The sequence below is a fragment of the Paracoccus sp. PARArs4 genome (assembly GCF_947311865.1).
Lineage (GTDB): Bacteria > Pseudomonadota > Alphaproteobacteria > Rhodobacterales > Rhodobacteraceae > Paracoccus > Paracoccus zeaxanthinifaciens.
This window is the reverse complement of record NZ_CAMZMW010000001.1, coordinates 255,890-277,505: the sequence shown is the minus strand read 5'-3', so window position 1 is coordinate 277,505 and position 21,616 is coordinate 255,890. Positions and strand designations below refer to the sequence as shown.

The window sequence follows — 21,616 nt, the reverse complement described above, 5'->3', positions numbered from 1 at the left end:
AGGGACCAGCTCGGGGGGGGCAGGTCACTGCCACCCTATCTGTTCTCATTTGCTGCCTTCAGGTGGTCGCGCACTACCTTGTCGCGTTCAATTTTCTTCTGCAGGGCTTCGAGAATTGCAATCGAACTTTTCAGCTTACCCTCTATCATGTCGTAGTCGCCGTCAGCGACCTCGAAGCGCATCATGCCCGAGCGCAGGGTTTGGATGTTAGCATGAGTATGCGCGCAATGCGCTGCAAACTCTCTGCTTGATTTAATGTAGCTGTCCATGTTGCCGCTCCACTTGGTCCGAGATCCGCTCGACAACTTGCTGGTGGCGGTTTCTCGATGCTTTGCTACCCCCGGTAGCCAAACGGAATGGTCGCTTCTCAAGTCAGGGGCAGTGGCATCCTTATCTTATAGAACCTAGCGTTGCTAGGCGGCTTGAGTGCGAGCCGATCGTGCTGTACGTGATAATCTGGATCATGCACAGCATGGCCGTATTGCTTGTTTTCCTGTGCCTAGTTTCGATGGCATTCCCAGTTCAAGTTCAAGTAAGTTGATAAGTTTATTGGGGTTCCCGTGACCTGCTCTAAGAAAGAAAAGTTTCTGTATTATTAACGCAAGCGAAAGTGAGATCGTTATTGGACGCTTTTCTCTCTTGCAGCATGGAAAATCGCGAGGAGCATACATTGCTCAATGTGGAAGCGCAGCGGCGGCGGTCCTCAGACCGGTAGCGGTCTAGCAGGCTGCTGAAAAAGTCTGCTGTGAGGAACGATTTTCCTTCAGCAGGAGCTAGCAGGCCGCTGAAAAACTCCTGCCTAGACGGCTGTCGCGGAACATGATTCACCGTCGCCACTACCGTGGCGACGGAGTGTGGGATGCGTGGATCAGATCAGGTGACGGGTTCGCTGTTCAGCTACGTCGATCTTGAGGAGCGCATTCCAGCGCGACACCCGCTTCGCAAGATCAGGGCTAGGCTCCAGACTCGTTAATTTTCAAAGCCAGAAGATGACAGTTGCGGCGAGAGCGACGGCGGACAGAAAGACCTTCGGGCACCTGTCGTAGCGGGTCGCAACGCGGCGCCAGTCCTTGAGCCTGCCGAACATGATCTCGATACGATTGCGCCGCTTGTAGCGGCGCTTGTCGTATTTGACGGGCTTGCCTCGGGACTTCCGGCCAGGAATGCAGGGCGTGATGCCCTTGTCCTGCAAAGCTTCACGATAGCAGTCGGCGTCATAGCCCCGATCGGCAGCAGCCATTCGGCCCCGGGCAGGCTGCTCAGCAGGGCCGCCGCGCCGGTGTAATCGCTGACCTGGCCGGCTGTCATGAAGAACTTGATCGGGCGGCCGTTCGCGTCCGTGACGGCATGCAACTTGGTGTTCATGCCGCCCTTCGTCCGCCCAATCAGCCTGCCACGCCCCCCTTTTTCAACCGCAGGCTCGAAGCTGTGCGGTGCGCCTTGAGATAGGTGGCGTCGATCATCAGTGTCTTCCGATCGGCGGCTTCGGAAGCAAGTCCCTCCATCATCCGGGCGAAAACACCCATGTCGCTCCAGCGCTTCCATCGGTTGTAGAGGGTCTTCGGTGGACCATATTCCGGCGGCGCATCGGACCAACGCAAGCCATTACGATTAATGAAGATTATCCCGCTCAAGACCCGCCGATCATCGACCCTCGGCTTGCCATGGCTCTTTGGAAAGAACGGCCGCAGCCGCGCCATCTGCTCGTCGCTCAGCCAGAAAAGATTGCTCATCATGCCCCAATCAGTTTGGGAGCGTGAATCACGCCGGCAAGGTGGTCGCAACCCGATTAATGGGTCCTGACCCTAGACTCCGTTCTTACCCACTCCACCAGTGATTCGGAGATTGATTCGGGGCGCAAGTTTTCTTCGGCTGTGGGGGCGTTTTCTCAGATTTTGTCGGGTTGCTTTGCCGATCAAACCGAGAATACCGGCAAGCTTCCTACCTGATGACTTTGCACTGCCGGTTTACCGCGCCAAGGTTGTCACTGAAGGAGCGGCTCCAGTGACAACGCAACGAAATGAAGAAGAACGACGACTTCGGGAGGCTCGAGAACAACTCGAGGCTGCCAAGAGTGTCATTGCTAAACTGGAAGGCCCACGCCTTCGGCTGCGCGTGTCCCGCAGAAAACTCGCGCGCCAAAAAGCTACACAGTCAGAAGCGGCGGGTCCACAAGCCCAGTCGGCAGATGTCAGCGATGTTGGGGCAGAGCCACAGGACCCTGTGCGCAAGGTGCTGCGGGTCGGAGAAAAGCCTCGGTTGCCGGAGCCGTCTGAGGTCAAGCGGATATACGAGGAAATGCCGTCACTGGACCAAGTGGCGCAGGCTTTGGGACGAGACCGCCGCGCGGCAGTCAAAGCTTTGGCCGCCGCAGGGATCGACATCAAAGAAGAGATTGCGAAACAGTGGGACTCGGGCAGTTCCCTGCGTGAGCTGCACAAGCGGCATGGTCCAGGATGCGATACGATTTCGAGGTGGATCAAGAGCACGGGCCGCGAAGTCCAACCGCGAAACGCCAACCGTCAGTGCGATGAAGCGCTGATCGTCGAGACGTATTTAAAGACACGATCCGCGAACCGATGCGCTCTAGTGGCAGGTGTTTCATGGGAAAAAGCGCGGACCATCCTGCGGAAGCGGGGAATGTGGGAGAAGTGACCGCTTCGTACCAATCGCCAAAGGAACCTACCATCAACGAGGGCAGCATGGTCAAGCCGACACATCCGGATCAGCATGAGCTGCACGATTGGCCGATGTACGGCCCGAAGAACCCGGAAATCGCAAACATGGTGGAGCGACTTGCATACGATCATGGGATGCGCGTCCGTGACATCGAAGAGGTCATACTGCTGGCCTTGCAGGGCAGGCTCCGAGAAGCCGAGCGCGTAAGTAGCGACTAACAACTTCAAGCCGTCCGAATGGGGATCGTTCAACGGACGTTTTGATTTCGCCTCGCGCTCCTTCTGCTGTTGGGGAAACTATGTCTCGATAGGATGGTACGATTTGTTTATCGCTGAAGGGGCCGCTTGCGTTACGCTTGCCCCATGACAAACCTACGTATTGGCTATGCCCGCTGCTCCACCGACGCTCAGGATCTCGCCGCGCAGCGCGCGGCGCTGGAAATGCTTGGCGTCGCCTCCGAGCGAATCTACACAGACCATGGGCTGACCGGCCGCAACCGCGACCGGCCCGGGCTTGCCCAGGCGCTGGCCGCCGTGCGGAAGGGCGACACACTTGTGGTGCCCAAGCTTGACCGGCTGGCCCGCTCGGTGCCGGACGCGCGCGACATCGCCGACGGGCTATCTGAGCGCGGGGTACGGCTCGCGCTAGGAAGTACGGTCTACGACCCAGCCGATCCGATGGGGCGGATGTTCTTCAACGTGCTGGCGACCTTCGCCGAGTTCTAAGCCGACCTAATCCGGCTTCGCACCCGCGAGGGCATGGCGGTGGCCCGCGCCAAAGGGAAGCTGAGGGGCAAGAAGCCAAAGCTTTCCGACCGGCAGGCGGCGGAGTTGACACGGATGCACGCAACTGGGGAGTATTCAGTGTCGGACTTGGCCGAGCTCTTCTCTGTCTCGCGGCCAACCGTCTATCGCACGCTGGCGCGGCAGAGGCCGAAACGTTGATGGCAGAAGACCCCTTCCAACCCTTTACAGCCGACCCTTCCAGCGACGGCACGGAGCCAGCCGTGGGCTAGAAGGGCGGAGAGCTGCCGTTCGCTGCGCATCGCACATGACCAGAATGGAGCGACACCGGAAGCTGTGTCGCCTGCGCATCATTGGCGCCCTAATGCGGCAACGAACAGAGCTGCATCATCATATGTGCGTGTCCACATCACTTCCGTCGATCCACTGTCTCCGCGAGCTGGTTCAGCTCTCTTGCGTAACCAAAGAGAGTTTTTTAAGGTTCGATCGCGCAAGCGATATAATAGCCTATACAGGTCTCAGAACGTCGAAAATTCGGAGCAATATAAAATACCCAATGGATACAATGGAGTTCGACCGGCTCGGAAAGATTGTCTCGAGTAAAAAATGGGATGCATATGACAGCGTGAGGCCTGATGGCAAGACGATGCTGGACGTCATTGTCGAGCTTATCTCTCCAATGAGCCCGCCGGAACGAAAAATAGCCACAGATCTTTTGGATGACTTCTTGGTCATTAAAGATTACAGCCACATCGTAATTGACTTACTAAAGGAGATCGTGAGGCAATCAAAAGGTCGCGCGATAGCTATTTCGACAGTCAAGGACTATAAGGCGACGAAAGTCAAAAGCGGCGCTGCGCTAACCTTCGAAATGAACAGCAACATTCATTTCTTTGATGGAGTTAAATTTACCTTTTGCGAAGACCCCAAAGGACCTCGATTTCAGGATTTTAAAGGTTTCAAGGTTCTAGTAGACGACTTCATTGGTACAGGCAATCAGTTCTTGGGCATGAGCGAGCACCTTGAAGAAGCCGGGTTCAAGAAAGAGGTTGACCTCGTCGCCACTATCGCGATTCAGCAAGAGGGAAAACTAAACTTGGAGAAAAACGGCTTCAACGTCTTTTCTGTATATGAAAGGCCAAAATCCATTCAGGCACTCATAGCCCTTAGTGGCCGCCCAGCCGAAGAGGTCTACGAGATCTACGATGGACTAGAGCTTAGGGTCGGCTGCCCTGACGATTACAAGCGTGGTTATGGGCAGTCGGAAGCAACGGTTTCTCTGAAGAAGACACCCAATAACACCCTTCCAATATTTTGGTTCCAAGGAGAGAAAAAATGGCCCGCACCGTTCCCTCGCCCACGAAGCTGAAACAGATAAGGCTCGACATATTGCGGTCGGTCTACTATCGGCAAGATTTGCCGCGCAGCGTGTTTGTAATCGGTGCGTCTTGGGTGCAGGCAGAATTCACTTCTTTGATCCAATCAAAATTGATTGCCGTGCAGGGTGAAGAATACGTCCTTACAGATCTAGGCTTCTCAGCGCTCAAGAAGTTGGCTGGCGGCCGGATGCCAAGCATGATACGCATGGACAGATCGATCTTCATAACGAGAAAAGATCAGGGAAAGTTCATAGTTGACCGCTCTCTAGCGAAGGAACTCTTTCGTGAGGTTAGTGCTGACGGTTGACGCTTGTCGTCGACTGTCGGAGTCGCGAGTCGCGGCTCTCAGATCGGACCTAGTACGAGCCATCGCCTTCGCGATGCTTCGCAGGAGCAAAGAACCGCGAAGGCGATGTCGTCCTTACGTCCTCCATCTGAAATTAATCCAGATTAATTTCAGTGATTTTTGTAACCACGAGAGCGGTCTACTATGAGCTCACTGTCTGATAGTTTTGAGTTTGGCGGAAAAATTGGAATCGCCGAACGGGAGGCGGTGGAGAAATACTCCCAACGCCTCACTCGCAAGGGGCTTCCTGTCATCCTTTCGCCTGAACATCTTTCGCATATTACAAATATCAAAGTTGAATCGCTTTATGCGATGTCTAACAGCCAAGAGAGCTACTACAGAAGCTTTGATATACCAAAGAGGTCTGGTGGCCGCAGGAGAATCGATGCTCCGCTTCCCTCTCTTGCCTTTCTTCAGCGATGGATTTTAGATAATATTCTAAACTCGGTGCCGCTCCACGCTTCAGCAAAGGCCTATCGGAAGGGAAATTCAATCTTTGACAATGCTCGCTTTCACAGGAAGCAAAAGGTTGTCCTAAAGGTTGATGTGAAGAATTTCTTCGGTTCGATTGAGGAGCACTCTGCATTCGTTATCTTTAAGGACCTTGGGTACTCGAAGCGCCTCTCCAAGCTTCTTTCGATGACATCAAGTTTGCATGGCACCCTTCCCCAGGGCGCCCCGACGAGTGGTGCGCTCGCCAACATTTACATGAGAACATTTGACGATGCTGTCTTTACTGCATGTAAGGAAAGCAAAATTCGATATACAAGGTACGCAGATGACCTGACGTTCTCTGGCAGCGATTTCGACACGGACGCTCAAGTTAGGCTGGTGGACAAGCAGCTTTCCAAGGTTGGTCTATCTGTGAATGCAAAAAAAACTCGCGTTCTGCTACCACACGTCCGCCAAGACGTTACTGGACTTGTTGTCAACGAGAAGATTTCGGTGCCGCAAGATTTTCGCCGGAAATTACGTCAGGAATGTTATTTTATTCAAAAGTTCGGAATTCATGGACATGCGAGAGAAGTGAATGCTGCGAACCCAAGAATTCGGCTTGAGGAGGTGATAGGAAAGTTATCCTACGTAAAGTCAATTCATAAAGATGAGCCGTTCTGGAGTGATGCACATTCAAGAATGCTGGAAATAAGAGCGTCGCACTTCTAGAGGGAGTAGTTCAGTTCTTTGGAATCTTCCCGCGATAAGCAACCTTCGATCTCGCATCCCTGGCGTAACAAGTCCAAAAGATTCGGAAGAGCGAAAGTGTTTCTCAGGGGCACAGGTCATTTCGCAGCGCCATGCTTTAACTGCAGTTTAGAGTAGGGACCGGTCATTCCCCGCACTAGGTTCGAATGCCCGCAGAGGGCCGTCGGCTTCAGTAGGTTCTCCGTCTATCTGGAGACGCCGGTCAGAGCGCTAGTTGCGCAGAGACAAAATCAGCGCGTGATGCGATGTCGGTGCACGGCAGTTCCATGATCTCATATCCGAGCGCGGTGTAGATCTCCCGCATGACGGCGCAGGTCGTTTCGGCCTCGGTGCGGGTCTGCGTGCGTTCGGTGTCGTGTGTGAAGATCTCCTCCCAGTAGGGTGTCAGGAAGACGCGGGCGTTGTAGCGGGCTGCCGTGGCCCCTGCGGCAACGTGGGGCGGCACGGGGAGGCCGCAGAGGGTAAGGTAGCCCAGAATGTCGGGAGTGCCGCGATCGAAGATCACGGGGCCTGAGAGGGCCTGAGCGTCCTCGTAGGCGCGGAGGTCGCGCTCAAGCATCCGTTCGACGTAGGCCATGCGGTCCGCCCAGGGGAGGGCGTCTCCGCCGCTCGCCACCTCCTCACGAATGATCGCGCGGCCGGATTCGGGAATTGTGTGAAGGCCGCGGCGGCAGAGCTCGGTGATCAGGCTGGTCTTGCCCGCACCAGGGCCGCCCGTCACGACGAAGAAATGGTCGCTCATGGGCCATCCTCGGGTTTGACAGGGGAGGGACTGCGCAGCGATCGACGCGCTGAAGGGCGCGGATCAAAGCAGCATGGATTTTCGTAGGGAAAACAGCACCGGTCTGCGCGGCAGAGGCAAATCCTCTGACGATAAAGGCAGAACTATCTGGTGCTTTTCAAGAAGATCTGGTGGAGCCAAGGGGAGTCGAACCCCTGACCTCTTGCATGCCATGCAAGCGCTCTACCAACTGAGCTATGGCCCCACCGTTCTTCGCAGAGCACCTCGGCGCCGCTGCGTTTGGGTCGTATAGGGGTGTGCGCGGATGGCCGCAAGCAGAAAATTCACCGAAGGTGGATTTTTTTCACGACCAAGGCCACGATCGCGAAAAGCCAAAGAAAAACGGGGCCGAAGCCCCGTTTCCTAGATCCGATCTGAAGTCCTGCTCAGTCTTCCCGGCCCGTGGCGCGGTCGATGCTGAAGGCACCGGGGCCCGCGAAGACCAGGTAGAGGAAGACGAAGCAGTAGAGGATCGCCGCATCGCCACCGTTCAGCGCCGGGAAGGGGCTGCGGGGGGCATGCGCCATCCAGTATGCCGCGGCCATCAGGCCCGACAGCAGAAACGCCGTCGGGCGCGTCATGAAGCCCAGGATCAGCATCGCGCCGCCGACCAGCTCCATCACGCCCGCGATCCAGGGCAGCGACATCACCGCGGGGTTCATGTCGCTTGCCGGGAAGCCCAGAAGCTTCTGGGTGCCGTGCGCGAAGAAGATCAGCGCGGACACGATCCGAAGGACGCCCAGCATCTGCGGGGCATAGGTCGAGAGGGACTTGAACGGCATGAGCCGGCTGCTCCTGTCTGGAAGATCAGTCTTCGTCGTCGTCGGCGACATCCGCGATGTCGTCCAGCGAGACGTCGTCATTGTCGTCGTCATCGTCCAGCAGATCGTCGTCCAGATCGTTGCTGTCGTTGTTCACGTCATCCTCGTCATCGACCAGATCATCCGAGTTCCGGCTGCGGTTCGAGGTCTTCTCGGTCGTGATCGACTTGCCGCGACCATCCGTCAGGCTGTCCAACGAGAACTGGTTGCCGCAGGCCGGGCAGGTCAGCGGATCGTTGTTCAGGTCGTAGAAGCGGGTCGCGCAATGCGGGCACAGGCGTTTCGTGCCCCATTCCTCTTTGGGCATGGTAATCTCCTTCGGCCGCGATTAGTGAAATCGGGCGACCCCCTGCCACAGCGGCCCGGGGGTGTCAAAGGCTTTATCTGGCAGCCCGGAACACGCATGGCAAGCGAAGATCGGCAGATCGTGCTGAAGGACGGCCGAGTTGTTGCGCTGCGACGCTCGGGGCGGGCGCGGCGCATGATCCTGCGCGTGCCGCGCGACGGGTCGGTGCCGGTGCTGACCCTGCCGACGCATGTGCCGGTGGCCGAGGGGCTGGCCTTCGCGGAATCGCGCAGCGGCTGGCTGGAAGGGGCCTCGGCGCGCCTGCCCGTGGCGCAGCTTGCGGCCCATGGCGCCCGCATCCCGGTCGAGGGCAGGGCGCTGACCATCACCCCCGATGCCTGCCGCGCCACCCGGATCGAGGGCGATCTGCTGCTGGTGCCGCAGGGCCGTGCGCCCGGCGCGGCGGTGCAGGGGTTCCTGAAGCAGCAGGCGCTGATCCGCCTGCGCGCGGCGTCCGACCGGCATTCGGCCGCGATCGGGCGCGATTATTCCTCGATCGCGTTGCGGGACACGAAATCGCGATGGGGCAGCTGCACGCAGCAGGGTCGGCTGATGTATTCCTGGCGGCTGATCATGGCCCCGCCTGCGGTTCTCGACTATGTCGCCGCGCACGAGGTCGCGCATCTGCGCCACATGGACCATTCGCCGCGGTTCTGGGCGACGGTGGCCGCACTGATGCCGGATTACGCGAAGCACCGCGCATGGCTGCGTCAGCACGGGGGCGACCTGATGCTGTGGCGTTTCCGCGATTGACTGCGCGCCGGTTCGTGATCACAAACGCCGGATGAACGCCGCACGCTCTACCGATCCCGCCGCGCATGAGCGGCTTTACCGCACGCTTCGCAGCCGCATCATGCTGGGCGAATTGCCGCCCGGCAAGGCGCTGACCCTGCGCGGCATCGCGCGCGATTATCACTTGTCGATGACCCCCGCCCGCGAGGCGGTGCGCCGCCTTGTCGCGGAAGGCGCGCTGACGCTGTCGTCCTCGGGGCGCGTGGCGACGCCCGAACTGTCGGACGAACGGATCGAGGAACTGGCCGCCCTGCGCGCCCTGATCGAGCCGGAGCTGGCCGCCCGCGCCCTGCCGCGCGCGCATTTCGCGCTGATCGACCGGCTTGCGGGGATGAACGCGCGGATCGCGGATGCGGTCGAGCGGCACGATGCCGTCGGCTATATCCGCTGCAACCTGGAATTCCACCGAATGCTGTACCTGCGCGCGCAGGCCCCGGCGATGCTGGCGATGCTGGAAACGGTGTGGCTGCAGCTGGGCCCGACGATGCGCGCGCTCTATGGCCGGGTCAAGCGGAACGAGCCGCCGCGCCATCACCGCATGATCCTGGCGGCGCTGCGTGCGGGCGACGAGCCCGCGCTGCGCCTTGCCGTCCGGGCCGACGTGACGCATGGGCTGCGCCACCTGACGGCCACGGACAATAGCTGAGGGCGCTCAGCCCGGCTGGCCGGGGACGGCGCGGGTGCCGAAACCGATATTGGACAGGGTCGAGGGGATGACGCGGTTGTACTTCGTCCCCTCGATCGCGGCGCCTGCCATCAGGCCGGACTGGCCGAAGATCATCGCGACCACCGGGAATTGCGCGCTGAGGCTGTCGGCGCCCACCGCCATGCCGCCCGCGGGCACCGCGTAATAGGCGCCCGCACCCGCGACCCAGCCCGGTGCCGCGCGGAAGGCTGCCAGCGCCTGGTCGGTCTGGAAGATCAGCGCATGCGCATATTGCTGCGCCCCCGCCTGAAGGCCCACCGTCGCCCGCGTCGCGGAATAGTAGTCGACCGTCTGCCCGTTGATCCGCAGCGCACCCTGGCCATAGGCCCCGCCGACCCCGAGCGCGGCCTCGGTCATCAGCGGCATGTACAGGACACCCTTGGCGTTCTGCACCAGGGGTGCCGCGGCGGGATAGCTTTGCAGCAGGTAGGCCTGCGTCTGGTCCACCCGCGCGTCCAGCCGGGCCGAGCCGTCGGTGCCCACGGCGTTGGTGCAGCCTGCGGCCAGCAGCGCGGCCCCGCCGGTCGCAAGAAGGCTGCGGCGCGAAATGCTCGGTTTCGTGGTCATCTGTCGTCCCTTCCGGTTCCCTGTCGGGATCTGCGTCCCGGTTGCGCGCGAAGATTAGGCCAGCGGCCCGCCTTAGGCCAGCATTTCGGCGACCGTCGGCGCGAAGTAGCTGAGAACCCCGTCGCATCCCGCCCGGCGGAAGGCCAGCAGGCTCTCGACCATCGCGTCGCGCGACAGCCAGCCGTTGCGGATCGCCTGTTCCAGCATCGCGTATTCGCCGCTGACCTGGTAGGCAAAGGTGGGTGCGCCGAACTCGTCCTTCACGGCGCGGCAGATGTCCAGGTAGGGCATGCCGGGCTTGACCATGACCATGTCCGCCCCCTCGGACAGGTCGCGGGCGACGCAGCGGATGGCCTCGCCGCGATTGGCGGGGTTGATCTGATAGGTCTTCTTGTCGCCGACCAGCCGACCGGATGCGCCCACCGCGTCGCGGAACGGGCCATAGAAGGCACTGGCGAATTTCGCGGCATAGGACAGGATCGAGACGTGCTTGTGGCCCGCGGCCTCCAGCGCGCCGCGCAGGGCGCCGATGCGCCCGTCCATCATGTCCGACGGCCCCAGGATGTCGGCCCCGCATTCGGCCTGCACCAGCGCCATGCGGACCAGCGCCTCGACGGTCTCGTCGTTCAGGATCTCGTTGCCGACGACCAGCCCGTCATGGCCGTTCGCGTTATAGGGGTCCAGCGCGATGTCGGTCATCACGACCAGGTCCGGCACCTCTTCCTTGACGGCGCGGATGGCGAGGTTGCCGATATTGTCGGGGTCCCATGCGCGTTCGCAGCCATCGGTGCGCAGGGCCTCGTCGCTGTGGGGAAAGATGCAGATCGCGGGGATGCCCAGCCGCGCGGCGCGTTCGGCGGCGCGGCGCACCCCGTCCAGCGTCAGGCGGTCGACGCCCGGCATCGACGCGATCTCGCCCTCGGCGCCGGCGACCTCGGTCACGAAGATGGGCCAGATCAGGTTCGCGGGCGTCAGCTGCGTTTCCGAGACCATGGCGCGGATGTTCGCGTTGCGGCGCAGGCGGCGCAGGCGGGTGGCGGGGAAGGGCGCGATGATGGGGCTGGCCATGGGGCCTCCGGGCAGGTGACATTGTGGGACAGGTCGTCGCGGCCCGGCTTCCCGGTGCCCGCTTTCCCTTGTCCGCAACCCGTTCTAAGGTCAGCCGCACCCAAGGACAAGGAAGCCCGAATTGCCGCCCTTCGACAGCCTGATCGGCCTGCTGGACAGCCGGTCCTTCTCGACCGTCTGGTTCTGGATCCTGCAGATCGGCGCGTGGTCCGTGACGGGCCGCACGGTCCTTGGCGTCCCGGTCGAGATCGTGGCACGCGCCCGCGCCGCCCATTCGGCAGGCCAGGCCGAGACCCCCGAGGCGCTGACCCTGCTGGACTGGCTGTCGCTGACGCTGCCGCGCTGGCGTCTGGGCCCGCGCGAAGGCGCGATCTTCCTGGGGGTCACCAGCTTCCTGCTGTCCTCGGGCTTCGTGCTGGGCTTCAATTTCGGGCTGGAGCTGGCGCAGGCGGCCTTCCTGCTGGCGCTGCCCTTCTGGCTGCTGTTCTGGATGCGCGTGCGCCTTGCGCGCAAGCTGGCGCCGATGCTGGTCGCGGCGCAGGAAGGGCGCGCGGGCCTTGCCGACACGGTGGGGCAGGTCGCCCGTTCGATGGCACATCACCGCATCGGGGTCATCGCCCTGTCGCTGGTGTCGCTGCTGGTCACGATGGTCTGGGGGATGCTGTGGATCGCCCTTCACCCGATGGGGTTCTGATGCGCTTGACTTTGAACCGTGGCGGCTTAGGTCAGCCCCTATGACGCAGATCCTGACCCTCTCCGGCGCGCCCGAGGGCTATGACGCCGCCCTGATCGCGCGCGAGGTCGCGCGCCCCGAAAACGGCGGTGCGCCCGTCATCCATGTCGCGCGCGACGACCGGCGCATGGCCGCGATGCGCGCCGCGCTGGCCTTTCTTGCGCCGCAGGTGCCGGTGCTGGAATTCCCGGCCTGGGACACGACGCCCTATGACCGCGTCTCGCCCGCGCCGGAAATCCAGGCGGCACGGATGGGGCTGCTGGCCGCGCTGTCGCAGGGCGCGATCAAGGGTCCGTTCATCCTGCTGACCACGCTGGCCGCCGTCATGCAGCGCGTCCCCGCCCGCGATGTCGTGTCCGAGACGGCCTTCAGCGCCCGCGTCGGCAACCGCATCGACGAAGGCGCGCTGCGCGAGTTCTTCGTCCGCATGGGCTTCGTCCAGTCGCCGACCGTGACCGAACCGGGCGACTATGCCATCCGCGGGGGCATCATCGACATCTTCCCGCCGGGCGATCAGGGGCCGGTGCGGCTGGACCTGTTCGGCGACGTCCTGGACGGCGCGCGCCGCTTCGATCCCGTCAGCCAGCGCACCACCGAGAAGCTGGACCGGGTCGAGTTGGCCCCCATGTCCGAGGTGATCCTGGACGAACCCTCGATCACCCGTTTCCGCACGAATTATCGCAGCGAATACGGCGGCGGCACCAACGACCCGCTGTACGAGAGCGTCAGCGCCGGCCGCAAGGTATCGGGCGCGGAACACTGGCTGCCCTGGTTCCACGACCGGATGGAGAGCCTGTTCGACTATGCCCCCGGCGCGTCCGTGGTGCTGGACGACCATATCGCGCAGGTGGCCGAGGCGCGGCGCGAGACGATCCGCGAACAGTTCGAGGCCCGCCGTGCGGCGATGACCGCCAAGGGCCGCAGCGACACCGTCTACAAGCCCGTGCCGCCCGACCTGATGTTCCCCCCCGAGGAGGAATGGCAGCGCTGGCTGTCTGCGCATCGCCTGCTGCGCCTGTCGGTGCTGAACCAGCCGCCGGGGCCGGGGGTGTTGGATGCGGGCGGGCGACCGGGGCGCAACTTCGCGCCCGAGCGTCAGGCCGAACAGCTGAACCTGTTCGGCGCGCTGGCCGATCACGTCCGCCATCTTGCGCGCGATCATCGCATCGTCATCGCCAGCTTCTCGGACGGGGCGCGGGAACGCCTGTCGGGGCTGCTGTCCGACGAAGGCTTGGGCGGAACGACGCAAATCGCCGACATCCGCGCCTTGCCCGAGAAGGCCGGCTCGATCGGCCTTGCCGTCTGGCCGCTGGACGAGGGTTTCGTCGCCGACGGGCAGGCGCTTGGCAAGATTGCCGTCATCTCGGAACAGGACGTGCTGGGCGACCGGCTGATCCGGGGTGCCAAGAAGCGCCGCCGGGCCGAGAATTTCCTGCAGGACACCACCAGCCTGACGCCGGGCGACCTGGTCGTCCATGTCGAACACGGGATCGGGCGCTATAACGGGCTGGAGACGATCACCGCCGCGGGCGTGCCGCATGACTGCGTCGCGCTGGAATATGCGGGCGGCGACCGCCTGTTCCTGCCGGTCGAGAATATCGAGCTGCTGACCCGTTATGGCCACGAGGAAGGGCTGCTGGACAAGCTGGGCGGCGGCGCGTGGCAGGCCCGCAAGGCGCGGCTGAAGGAACGCATCAAGCTGATCGCGGACAAGCTGATGCGCGTTGCCGCCGAACGCCTGCTGCGCCCCGCGCCCGTGCTGGAGCCCGAGGATCACGAGTGGCAGCAATTCGCGGCCCGCTTCCCCTATTCGGAAACCGACGACCAGATGGCCGCGATCGAGGACGTGACCGAGGATCTGGCCGCCGGTCGTCCGATGGACCGCCTTGTCGTGGGCGATGTGGGCTTCGGCAAGACCGAGGTCGCGATGCGCGCGGCCTTCATCGCCGCCATCCAGGGGATGCAGGTGGCCGTGGTCGCGCCGACCACGCTGCTCGCCCGTCAGCACTTCAAGACCTTTGCCGAACGCTTCCGCAACACGGCCATCAACGTGCGCCCGTTGTCGCGTTTCGTGACCACCAAGGATGCGAACCAGACGCGCGACGGGCTGGCCGACGGCTCGGTCGATATCGTGGTGGGCACCCATGCCGTGCTGGCCAAGGGCGTGCGTTTCAAGAACCTCGGGCTGCTGATCATCGACGAGGAACAGCATTTCGGCGTGGCCCACAAGGAGCGCCTGAAAGAGCTGCGCAGCGACATCCACGTCCTGACCCTGACCGCGACGCCGATCCCGCGCACGCTGCAGCTGTCGCTGACCGGCGTGCGCGACCTGTCGGTCATCGGCACGCCGCCGGTCGACCGCCTTGCGATCCGCACCTATGTCAGCGAATTCGACAGCGTCACCATCCGCGAGGCCCTGCTGCGCGAGAAGTATCGCGGCGGCCAGAGCTTCTTCGTCGTTCCGCGCCTGTCCGACCTGGCCGAGGTCGAGGCCTGGCTGACCGAGAACGTCCCCGAGATCAGCTTCATCACCGCGCATGGGCAGCTGGCGGCTGGCGATCTGGATCAGCGCATGAACGCCTTCTATGACGGCAGCCACGACGTGCTGCTGGCCACGACCATCGTGGAATCGGGGTTGGACATCCCGACCGCGAACACGATGATCGTCTGGCGCGCGGACATGTTCGGGCTGTCGCAGCTGTACCAGATCCGGGGCCGCGTGGGCCGGTCCAAGGCGCGTGCCTACTGCTATCTGACGACCAAGCCGCGCCAGCCCTTGACGCCGCAGGCCATGCGGCGGCTGAAGTTCCTCGGCTCGATCGACGGGCTGGGGGCGGGGTTCAACCTGGCCAGCCAGGACCTGGACCTGCGCGGCGCAGGCAATCTTCTGGGCGAGGAGCAGTCCGGCCACATCAAGGAAGTGGGCTTCGAGCTGTACCAGGCCATGCTGGAAGAAACGATCGCCAAGCTGAAATCCGGCGAGATCGAGGGCACCCCCGAGGACGAATGGGCGCCCCAGCTGAACTTGGGCGTGCCGGTCACGATTCCCGAAAGCTATATCCCCGATCTGGATGTGCGGCTGGGGCTGTATCGTCGCCTGTCCGAGCTGACCACCAAGGTCGAACTGGAGGGCTTTGCCGCCGAGCTGATCGACCGCTTCGGCACCCTGCCGCGAGAGGTGAACACCCTGCTGCTGGTCATCCGCATCAAGGCGATGGCCAAGCGCGCCAACATCTCCAAGCTGGATGCGGGGCCGAAGGGCATCACCGTCCAGTTCCACATGGACAAGTTCCCCAACCCCGCAGGTCTGGTCGAATTCCTGTCCGAGGAACGCGGCACGGCCAAGGTCACCGACAACAAGATCGTGCTGCGCCGCGAGTTCGGCTCTGATGGCGACCGGATCAAGGGTGCCTTTGCCGTCGCGCGCGATCTGGCGGCCAAGATCAAGGAAGGCAACAAGAAGGCGAAGGCCAAGGCATGATCCGCTTCGACACCGGGCCCCTGGGCGACGGTACGCTGTTCGACGCACCCAACGCCGTGATCCGTGCCGACGGCCCGGCAGATGTCGCGCGGGCGCTGGCCGCGATGGAGGATGCGCAGGCGCAGGGGCGGTGGCTGGCGGGGTATCTTTCCTACGAGCTGGGGCATGCACTGGATCCGCGGTTGCATCGGCTGATGCCCGAGACGCGGCAGATGCCGCTGATCCTGATGGGGGTCTTCGACGGTCCGCGGCCAGCGCCCCCTCTGCGGGGCGGGCCCGTGCGGATCGGAACGCCGCGCCCCTTGTGGGACCGGTCCCGATACGATGCGGCCATCGCGGCGGTCCACCGCTATATCGAGGCGGGCGATACCTACCAGATCAACCTGACCTTTCCGATGGAGGCCGAGGTTTCGGGCGATCCGCTGGACGTCTATGCCGCGCTGGCCGAACGTCAGCCGGTGGGCGAGGGGGCCTTTGTCGATCTGGGCGGTCAGGTCATCCTGTCGCGCAGCCCCGAGCTGTTCTTCGCGGTCGATGCGGATCGCCGCATCGCCACCCGCCCGATGAAGGGCACCGCCGCGCGCGGGGCGACCGCGGCGCAGGATGCCGCCAATGCCGACGCCCTGCGCGCGTCCGAGAAGAACCGCGCCGAGAACCTGATGATCGTGGATCTGCTGCGCAACGACATCAGCCGCATCTGTCATCCCGGCAGCGTCGAGGTGCCCGAGCTGTTCGCCATCGAAAGCTATACCACGGTGCATCAGATGGTGTCGCTGGTCACGGGCCGGCTGGTCGATGGCGCGGGTCTGGGCGAGATCCTGCGCGCGCTGTTTCCCTGCGGCTCGATCACGGGGGCACCCAAGATCCGCGCGATGGAGATCATCGCCGAGCTGGAGGGCGCACCGCGAGAGATCTATTGCGGGGCCATCGGCTGGGTCGATCCGGCGGGGCCGATGCGGTTCAGCGTGGCGATCCGGTCGCCCTGGTATTCCGCGCCGGACCGGTTGCGGCTGAATGTCGGTGGCGGCATCGTGCATGACAGCGAGACCGGCCCCGAATGGGAGGAGGCGCTGTGCAAATCGGCATTCCTGGGCCAGTCCCTGACGGTCTGACCATCTTCGAAACCATGCGCATGGAACCGGACGGCAGCGTTCCGCTGTGGCCGTTGCACCTGGCGCGGCTGCGGCGGGGATGCGCGGCGGTGGGTTTCGCGCTGACCGAGGGGGCGATCGATTTTGCCGGTCTGCCGCGCGGAGAGGTGCTGCGTCTGCGGATCGCGGTAGATGCGCGGGGCAGGGTCGAGCGGACGCATGCGGTGCAGCCGCCGAACCCCGATGCCTGGCGCGTCGCGCTGCGCGGGCGGCTGGACAGTTCGGACCCCTGGTTGAGGATCAAATCCTCGCGTCGCGATGTCTATGACGCGGCGCGTGCCGCGATGCCGGAGGGCGCAGACGAGGTGATCCTGCGAAACGAGCGCGGCGAGATCTGCGAGGGGAGCATCACGAGCCTGTTCCTGCGTAAGAATGGCCGGATGCTGACGCCTCCGCTGTCGTCGGGGTTGCTGCCGGGGGTGCTGCGGCAATCCTTGCTGGATGCGGGGCGGGCCGAGGAAGCGGTGCTGCATCCCGCTGACTTGGAGGGGGGCGAGCTGTTCATGGGCAATGCGCTGCGCGGTCTGATCCCGGCGCGTCTGGTCCCCTGAAACGAGAGCGGGCGCGGCCCCCATCGAAGGGGCCGCGCCCGCGCGAGGGCCTGTCGGCCCCCGCCGTCGCATTGCCTCAGTCGGCGGTCAGAAGCGGCGTCTTCGACTTGCCGATTCGCGGGGCGTCGGGGCCGGTGATGTCGAAGACGGGCTTGTCGTCCTCGATCATGACGCGCACCACGCCGCCCTTGGTCAGCCGACCGAACAGCAGTTCCTCGGCCAAGGGCTTCTTGATACTTTCCTGGATCACGCGACCGAGCGGGCGGGCGCCCATGCGGTCGTCGTAACCCTTCTCGGCCAGCCAGTTCGCAGCCTCGGGGGTCAGTTCGATATGGACGTTGCGGTCCATCAGCTGCGCTTCGAGTTGCAGGACGAACTTCTCGACCACGTGGATCACCACGTCGCGCGACAGGGGCGCGAAGCTGATGATCGCGTCCAGACGGTTGCGGAACTCGGGCGTGAAGGTTCGCTCGATCGCGGCGGTATCCTCGCCCTCGCGGCGGTCGCGGCCGAAGCCGATGGCCGCCTTGGCCTGATCCGCGGCACCCGCGTTCGACGTCATGATCAGGATCACGTTGCGGAAATCGACCGTGCGTCCGTTATGGTCGGTCAGCCGGCCCGCATCCATGATCTGCAGCAGGATGTTGAAGACATCGGGATGCGCCTTCTCGATCTCGTCCAGCAGCAGCACGCAATGGGGGTGCTGATCGACGCCATCGGTCAGCAGGCCGCCCTGATCGAAGCCGACATAGCCCGGAGGTGCGCCGATCAGGCGGCTGACGGCGTGCTTCTCCATGTATTCCGACATGTCGAAGCGGATCAGCTCGACGCCCAGGCTGGAGGCCAGCTGCTTGGCGACCTCGGTCTTGCCGACGCCCGTGGGACCGGCAAACAGGTAGTTGCCGATGGGCTTCTCGGGTTCGCGCAGACCGGCACGTGCCAGCTTGATCGCGCTGGACAGGGCGCCGATGGCGGTATCCTGACCGAAGACCACGCGCTTGAGCGCATCGTCCAGGTCACGAAGAACCTCGGCGTCGTTCTTGCTGACGTTCTTCGGCGGGATGCGGGCGATCTTGGATACCACGTTCTCGATCTCCTTGGGGGAAATCGTCTTGCGGCGCTTCGATTCCGCGACCAGGTGCTGGGCGGCGCCCGCCTCGTCGATGACGTCGATCGCGCTGTCGGGCAGCTTGCGGTCGTTGATGTAGCGGCTGGCCAGTTCGACCGCCGTCTTGATCGCCTCGTTGGTATAGCGCAGGTCGTGGTGCTTCTCGAAATGCGGCTTCAGACCCATCAGGATCTTGATCGCATCCGGGACCGAGGGCTCGTTCACGTCGATCTTCTGGAAGCGGCGCGACAGGGCGCGGTCCTTCTCGAAGTGCTGGCGATATTCCTTGTAGGTGGTCGAGCCCATGCAGCGCAGCTTGCCGCCCGCCAGCGCGGGCTTCAGCAGGTTCGACGCATCCATCGCCCCGCCCGAAGTCGCACCCGCACCGATCACGGTGTGGATCTCGTCGATGAACAGGATCGCGTCCTCGTGCTGCTCCAGCTCCTTGACGACCGCCTTCAGACGCTCCTCGAAATCGCCGCGATAGCGGGTGCCCGCCAGCAGCGCGCCCATGTCGAGCGAGAAGATCGTGGCACCGGCCAGAACCTCGGGGGTTTCGCCCTCGACGATCTTCTTGGCCAGCCCTTCGGCGATGGCGGTCTTGCCCACGCCGGGATCGCCCACCAGAAGCGGGTTGTTCTTGCGGCGGCGGCACAGGACCTGGATCGCGCGCTCGACCTCGTCGCTGCGGCCGATCAGCGGATCGACATCGCCCTGCTTGGACTTGGCGTTCAGATCGACGCAGTACTTGCCAAGCGCGGTCTCGTCCTTCTGCTCGACCGTGGCTTCCTGGGTCTCTTCCTCTTCGCTGCCGACCACCTTGCGGGGTTCGTTGAACGAGGGGTTCTTGGCCACGCCATGGGCGATGAAGTTGACCGCGTCATAGCGGGTCATGTCCATTTCCTGCAGGAAATAGGCGGCGTTGGATTCGCGTTCGGCAAAGATCGCGACAAGCACGTTGGCGCCCGTCACCTCTTGCCGCCCCGAGCTTTGGACGTGGATCGCGGCGCGCTGGATGACGCGCTGGAAGGCGGCGGTCGGCACCGCCTCGGAACCTTCGACCTCGGTGATCAGCGTGGACAGGTCGTCCTCGACGAATTCGACAAGCGTCTTGCGCAGTTCGTCCAGATCGACGTTGCAGGCCCGCATGACCTTCACCGCCTCGGGTTCGTCGGTCAACGCAAGCAGCAGATGCTCCAGCGTTGCCAGTTCGTGTTTATGTTCGTTCGCCAGTGCAAGCGCCTGGTGAATGGCCTGTTCCAGGGAGGTCGAGAAACTTGGCACGGTCGTCTCCTGTCAGTCGGCTGGCGGTATGGGCGTTTGGGACCCACCTGCCCAGACTGTCATGATAGCTTTAAGATTTGGTGGAATTGGCCCGGCATCAAGTGCTTTTTCAGACAGATCTGCCAAATCTCCGGTGATTGATGCAGATATGATGTCGCAGGGGGCCGAAAACAAGCGGCCCCCGCGGCACGTGCCGCATTGTCGGGCGGGCTCAGAACTCGTCCTTCATGCGGCGCAGCTTCGCGAAGACCTGCGCGTCGGGCGCGTCCGGCATCTGCAGGCTGTCGCGCAGCTCGGCCACGCGCAGGAAGGGGTTGGTCGCGCGTTCCAGCGACAGGGGCGCGGGGGCGCAGGGGCTGCGCGATTCCTGCAGCGCCGCCAGGCGGTCGTGCAGCGCGGGATTGTCCGGATCGACCGACAGCGCAAAGGCGCCGTTCCCCGCGCAGTAATCATGCCCCGAACAGATCAGCGTGTCCCCCGGCAGGGCATTCAGCCGCGACAGCGCCTGCCACATCTGGTCGGGCGTGCCCTCGAACAGGCGCCCGCAGCCCATCGCCATCAGGCTGTCGGCAGTGAATGCCACGCCGCTTTCGGGCAGGTGGAAGGCGACATGGCCGATCGTGTGGCCGGGAACGTCGATCACCTGCGCGGTCTCGCCCAGCAGATCGAAGTTGCGGCCGGCCTCGACCGCGATGTCCAGCGGGGGCAGGCGGTGACTGTCCGCGCCCGCGCCCAGGACCTTGGCCCCGGTCGCCTGCACCAGCGCGGGCACGCCCTGGATGTGGTCGTCATGGTGATGCGTCAGCAGGATCAGGTCCAGCCCCCAGCCGCGTGCGTCAAGCTCGGTCAGGATGGGGGCGGCCTCGGGTGCGTCGATCAGGGCCGTTCCGGCTGGACCATGGAGCAGATAGGCGTAGTTGTCCTTTAGACAACGGATCGTCACCAGATCCAGCGGCATTGGCAAATCCCTTCTTCTATGCTGACCTGAGCCTGTCAAAACCGAAAGGCGCGCGCAATGCACCACGATATCGACCAGCTGCGGCGGTTCTACTACCAACGCGCGCTTGGCCGTGTCGTTCAACGCATTCTGCGCGACAGATTGACCGGCAGGTGGTCGCCCCGCAGCGTCACGGGGATGAATGTCGCGGGCTTCGGCTTTGCCGCGCCGATGCTGCGGCCCTATCTGCCGACCGCGCGGCGCGTGACGGCGCTGATGCCGGGGCCGCAGGGGGTGATGGGGTGGCCCGCCGGGCAGCCCAACCATTCCGTCCTGTGCGACGAGACCGCTTGGCCCGTCGAGACCGGCAGCATCGACCGCCTCGTCATGCTGCACGGGCTGGAGACGAGCGAGCATCCCCGCGAATTGCTGGCCGAGGCATGGCGCTGCCTGGGGCCGGGGGGGCGGATGATGGTGATGGTGCCGAACCGCGCGGGCCTGTGGGCCGCGACGGACCGCACGCCCTTCGGCGTGGGGCGGTCATACACATCGGGTCAGGTCGAGACGCAGCTGCGCCGCGCGGGCTTTTTGCCGGAATGGCAGGGGGCCGCGGTCTATATCCCGCCATCCGACCGGCGCTTCTGGCTGCGTGGCGCCCAATTCTGGGAGGCGACGGGCGCGCGCATCAGCCGGGTGCTGATCGCGGGTGTCGTCCTGGTCGAGCTGGCCAAGCAGACCCGCGCACCGGCGGGACCGGGCGTCAAGATCCACGTTCCCAGTCCGCTCGAGATCCTGGACGGGGTGGCGCGTCCGCGCCCCGTCGGATCGCCCCTTGCGCGCGGGCGCGAGAATCATCCGCTGTAAATACCCGTTTTGCACGATGTGCAAGAGGGGCGTTACCCTGCGTCACGCCGACGCCCCCATCGGGGCCTGAGCGCGC

The 21,616-nt window shown here is 63.4% G+C and carries 21 protein-coding genes, 1 tRNA gene and 2 pseudogenes; 13 read left to right on the top strand and 11 right to left on the bottom strand.

The features are described from left to right. Window positions 1–35 precede the first annotated feature (35 nt). The 3 genes and pseudogenes from QMZ16_RS01450 to QMZ16_RS16275 all read right to left on the bottom strand — a co-directional run bounded on the left by QMZ16_RS01450 (window position 36) and on the right by QMZ16_RS16275 (window position 1,736). Window positions 36–269 carry a hypothetical protein gene (locus QMZ16_RS01450; protein ID WP_282601836.1) on the bottom strand — a complete coding sequence of 78 codons (234 nt, stop codon included), beginning with the start codon at window positions 267–269 and terminating at the stop codon, window positions 36–38. A 707-nt stretch (window positions 270–976) separates the two neighbouring features. Next, window positions 977–1,249, bottom strand: a pseudogene (locus QMZ16_RS16280) (transposase); the annotation flags it as partial. A gap of 136 nt (window positions 1,250–1,385) precedes the next feature. Next, window positions 1,386–1,736, bottom strand: a complete 351-nt coding sequence (locus tag QMZ16_RS16275; protein WP_348984644.1) for a transposase — start codon at window positions 1,734–1,736, stop codon at window positions 1,386–1,388. A 268-nt stretch (window positions 1,737–2,004) separates the two neighbouring features. On the opposite strand from QMZ16_RS16275, the gene QMZ16_RS01440 reads away from it, so the two are divergent. The 6 genes and pseudogenes from QMZ16_RS01440 to QMZ16_RS01410 all read left to right on the top strand — a co-directional run bounded on the left by QMZ16_RS01440 (window position 2,005) and on the right by QMZ16_RS01410 (window position 6,311). After that, window positions 2,005–2,655, top strand: coding sequence for a hypothetical protein (locus QMZ16_RS01440; RefSeq protein WP_282601821.1), 651 nt, complete (start codon window positions 2,005–2,007; stop codon window positions 2,653–2,655). 47 nt (window positions 2,656–2,702) lie between these two features. After that, complete coding sequence (locus QMZ16_RS01435) at window positions 2,703–2,897, top strand: hypothetical protein (RefSeq protein WP_282601820.1); 195 nt, start codon at window positions 2,703–2,705, stop codon at window positions 2,895–2,897. A gap of 144 nt (window positions 2,898–3,041) precedes the next feature. Further along, a pseudogene (locus QMZ16_RS16270) lies at window positions 3,042–3,623 on the top strand (recombinase family protein). Window positions 3,624–3,987: 364 nt separating this feature from the next. Next, window positions 3,988–4,791, top strand: coding sequence for a phosphoribosyltransferase (locus QMZ16_RS01420; protein WP_282601817.1), 804 nt, complete (start codon window positions 3,988–3,990; stop codon window positions 4,789–4,791). Next, the gene (locus tag QMZ16_RS01415; RefSeq protein ID WP_282601816.1) at window positions 4,758–5,108 is read left to right on the top strand and encodes a hypothetical protein; all 351 of its coding nucleotides are present in this window, start codon (window positions 4,758–4,760) and stop codon (window positions 5,106–5,108) included. Before QMZ16_RS01420 ends, QMZ16_RS01415 begins: the two co-directional genes overlap by 34 nt. Window positions 5,109–5,291: 183 nt before the next feature. After that, window positions 5,292–6,311 carry a reverse transcriptase domain-containing protein gene (locus tag QMZ16_RS01410; protein ID WP_282601815.1) on the top strand — a complete coding sequence of 340 codons (1,020 nt, stop codon included), beginning with the start codon at window positions 5,292–5,294 and terminating at the stop codon, window positions 6,309–6,311. A 241-nt stretch (window positions 6,312–6,552) separates the two neighbouring features. On the opposite strand, the gene QMZ16_RS01405 is transcribed toward QMZ16_RS01410, so the two are convergent. From QMZ16_RS01405 to QMZ16_RS01390, 4 genes are all read right to left on the bottom strand, one after another. Beyond that, a complete protein-coding gene (locus QMZ16_RS01405; protein ID WP_282601814.1) occupies window positions 6,553–7,092 on the bottom strand; it encodes an AAA family ATPase in 540 nt (179 codons plus the stop codon). Between the two features lie 168 nt (window positions 7,093–7,260). Then, window positions 7,261–7,336: transfer RNA gene (locus tag QMZ16_RS01400), tRNA-Ala, on the bottom strand. A gap of 181 nt (window positions 7,337–7,517) precedes the next feature. Next, window positions 7,518–7,913, bottom strand: coding sequence for a DoxX family protein (locus QMZ16_RS01395; RefSeq protein WP_022707559.1), 396 nt, complete (start codon window positions 7,911–7,913; stop codon window positions 7,518–7,520). A gap of 25 nt (window positions 7,914–7,938) precedes the next feature. Beyond that, entirely contained in the window at window positions 7,939–8,259 is a 321-nt protein-coding gene (locus QMZ16_RS01390; RefSeq protein WP_022707558.1) for an FYDLN acid domain-containing protein, read from the bottom strand. A gap of 96 nt (window positions 8,260–8,355) precedes the next feature. On the opposite strand from QMZ16_RS01390, the gene QMZ16_RS01385 reads away from it, so the two are divergent. Next, on the top strand, window positions 8,356–9,051 hold the full coding sequence (locus tag QMZ16_RS01385) for a SprT family zinc-dependent metalloprotease (protein WP_282601813.1): 696 nt from the start codon (window positions 8,356–8,358) through the stop codon (window positions 9,049–9,051). 31 nt (window positions 9,052–9,082) lie between these two features. Then, a complete protein-coding gene (locus QMZ16_RS01380) occupies window positions 9,083–9,736 on the top strand; it encodes a GntR family transcriptional regulator (protein WP_282601812.1) in 654 nt (217 codons plus the stop codon). Between the two features lie 6 nt (window positions 9,737–9,742). Here the strand turns inward: QMZ16_RS01380 and QMZ16_RS01375 are convergent, their stop codons facing one another. Continuing rightward, window positions 9,743–10,363 carry a YSC84-related protein gene (locus tag QMZ16_RS01375; RefSeq protein ID WP_282601811.1) on the bottom strand — a complete coding sequence of 207 codons (621 nt, stop codon included), beginning with the start codon at window positions 10,361–10,363 and terminating at the stop codon, window positions 9,743–9,745. A gap of 72 nt (window positions 10,364–10,435) precedes the next feature. Then, complete coding sequence (gene hemB, locus QMZ16_RS01370) at window positions 10,436–11,431, bottom strand: porphobilinogen synthase (RefSeq protein WP_028725835.1); 996 nt, start codon at window positions 11,429–11,431, stop codon at window positions 10,436–10,438. 121 nt (window positions 11,432–11,552) lie between these two features. Between hemB and QMZ16_RS01365 the strand changes: the two genes are divergently transcribed. Genes QMZ16_RS01365 through QMZ16_RS01350 form a run of 4 tightly spaced genes read left to right on the top strand, consistent with a single transcriptional unit; the run spans window position 11,553 to window position 17,347 of the window. Beyond that, window positions 11,553–12,125, top strand: a complete 573-nt coding sequence (locus tag QMZ16_RS01365; RefSeq protein ID WP_282601810.1) for a hypothetical protein — start codon at window positions 11,553–11,555, stop codon at window positions 12,123–12,125. Window positions 12,126–12,165: 40 nt separating this feature from the next. Continuing rightward, entirely contained in the window at window positions 12,166–15,645 is a 3,480-nt protein-coding gene (mfd, locus tag QMZ16_RS01360) for a transcription-repair coupling factor (RefSeq protein ID WP_282601809.1), read from the top strand. Then, window positions 15,642–16,757 (top strand): aminodeoxychorismate synthase component I, encoded by a 1,116-nt coding sequence (locus tag QMZ16_RS01355; protein WP_282601808.1) that lies wholly within the window; start codon window positions 15,642–15,644, stop codon window positions 16,755–16,757. Before mfd ends, QMZ16_RS01355 begins: the two co-directional genes overlap by 4 nt. Window positions 16,758–16,771: 14 nt before the next feature. Then, window positions 16,772–17,347, top strand: a complete 576-nt coding sequence (locus QMZ16_RS01350) for an aminotransferase class IV (protein ID WP_282601807.1) — start codon at window positions 16,772–16,774, stop codon at window positions 17,345–17,347. A 76-nt stretch (window positions 17,348–17,423) separates the two neighbouring features. Here the strand turns inward: QMZ16_RS01350 and clpA are convergent, their stop codons facing one another. Both clpA and gloB read right to left on the bottom strand, forming a co-directional pair. Further along, window positions 17,424–19,739 (bottom strand): ATP-dependent Clp protease ATP-binding subunit ClpA, encoded by a 2,316-nt coding sequence (gene clpA / locus QMZ16_RS01345; protein ID WP_022707550.1) that lies wholly within the window; start codon window positions 19,737–19,739, stop codon window positions 17,424–17,426. Between the two features lie 211 nt (window positions 19,740–19,950). Next, the gene (gloB, locus tag QMZ16_RS01340; RefSeq protein ID WP_282601806.1) at window positions 19,951–20,697 is read right to left on the bottom strand and encodes a hydroxyacylglutathione hydrolase; all 747 of its coding nucleotides are present in this window, start codon (window positions 20,695–20,697) and stop codon (window positions 19,951–19,953) included. A 57-nt stretch (window positions 20,698–20,754) separates the two neighbouring features. Here gloB and QMZ16_RS01335 point away from each other — a divergent pair, with 57 nt between their 5' ends. Next, window positions 20,755–21,540: a methyltransferase domain-containing protein gene (locus QMZ16_RS01335; protein ID WP_282601805.1), complete on the top strand. Its 786-nt coding sequence runs from the start codon at window positions 20,755–20,757 to the stop codon at window positions 21,538–21,540. Window positions 21,541–21,616: the final 76 nt, after the last annotated feature.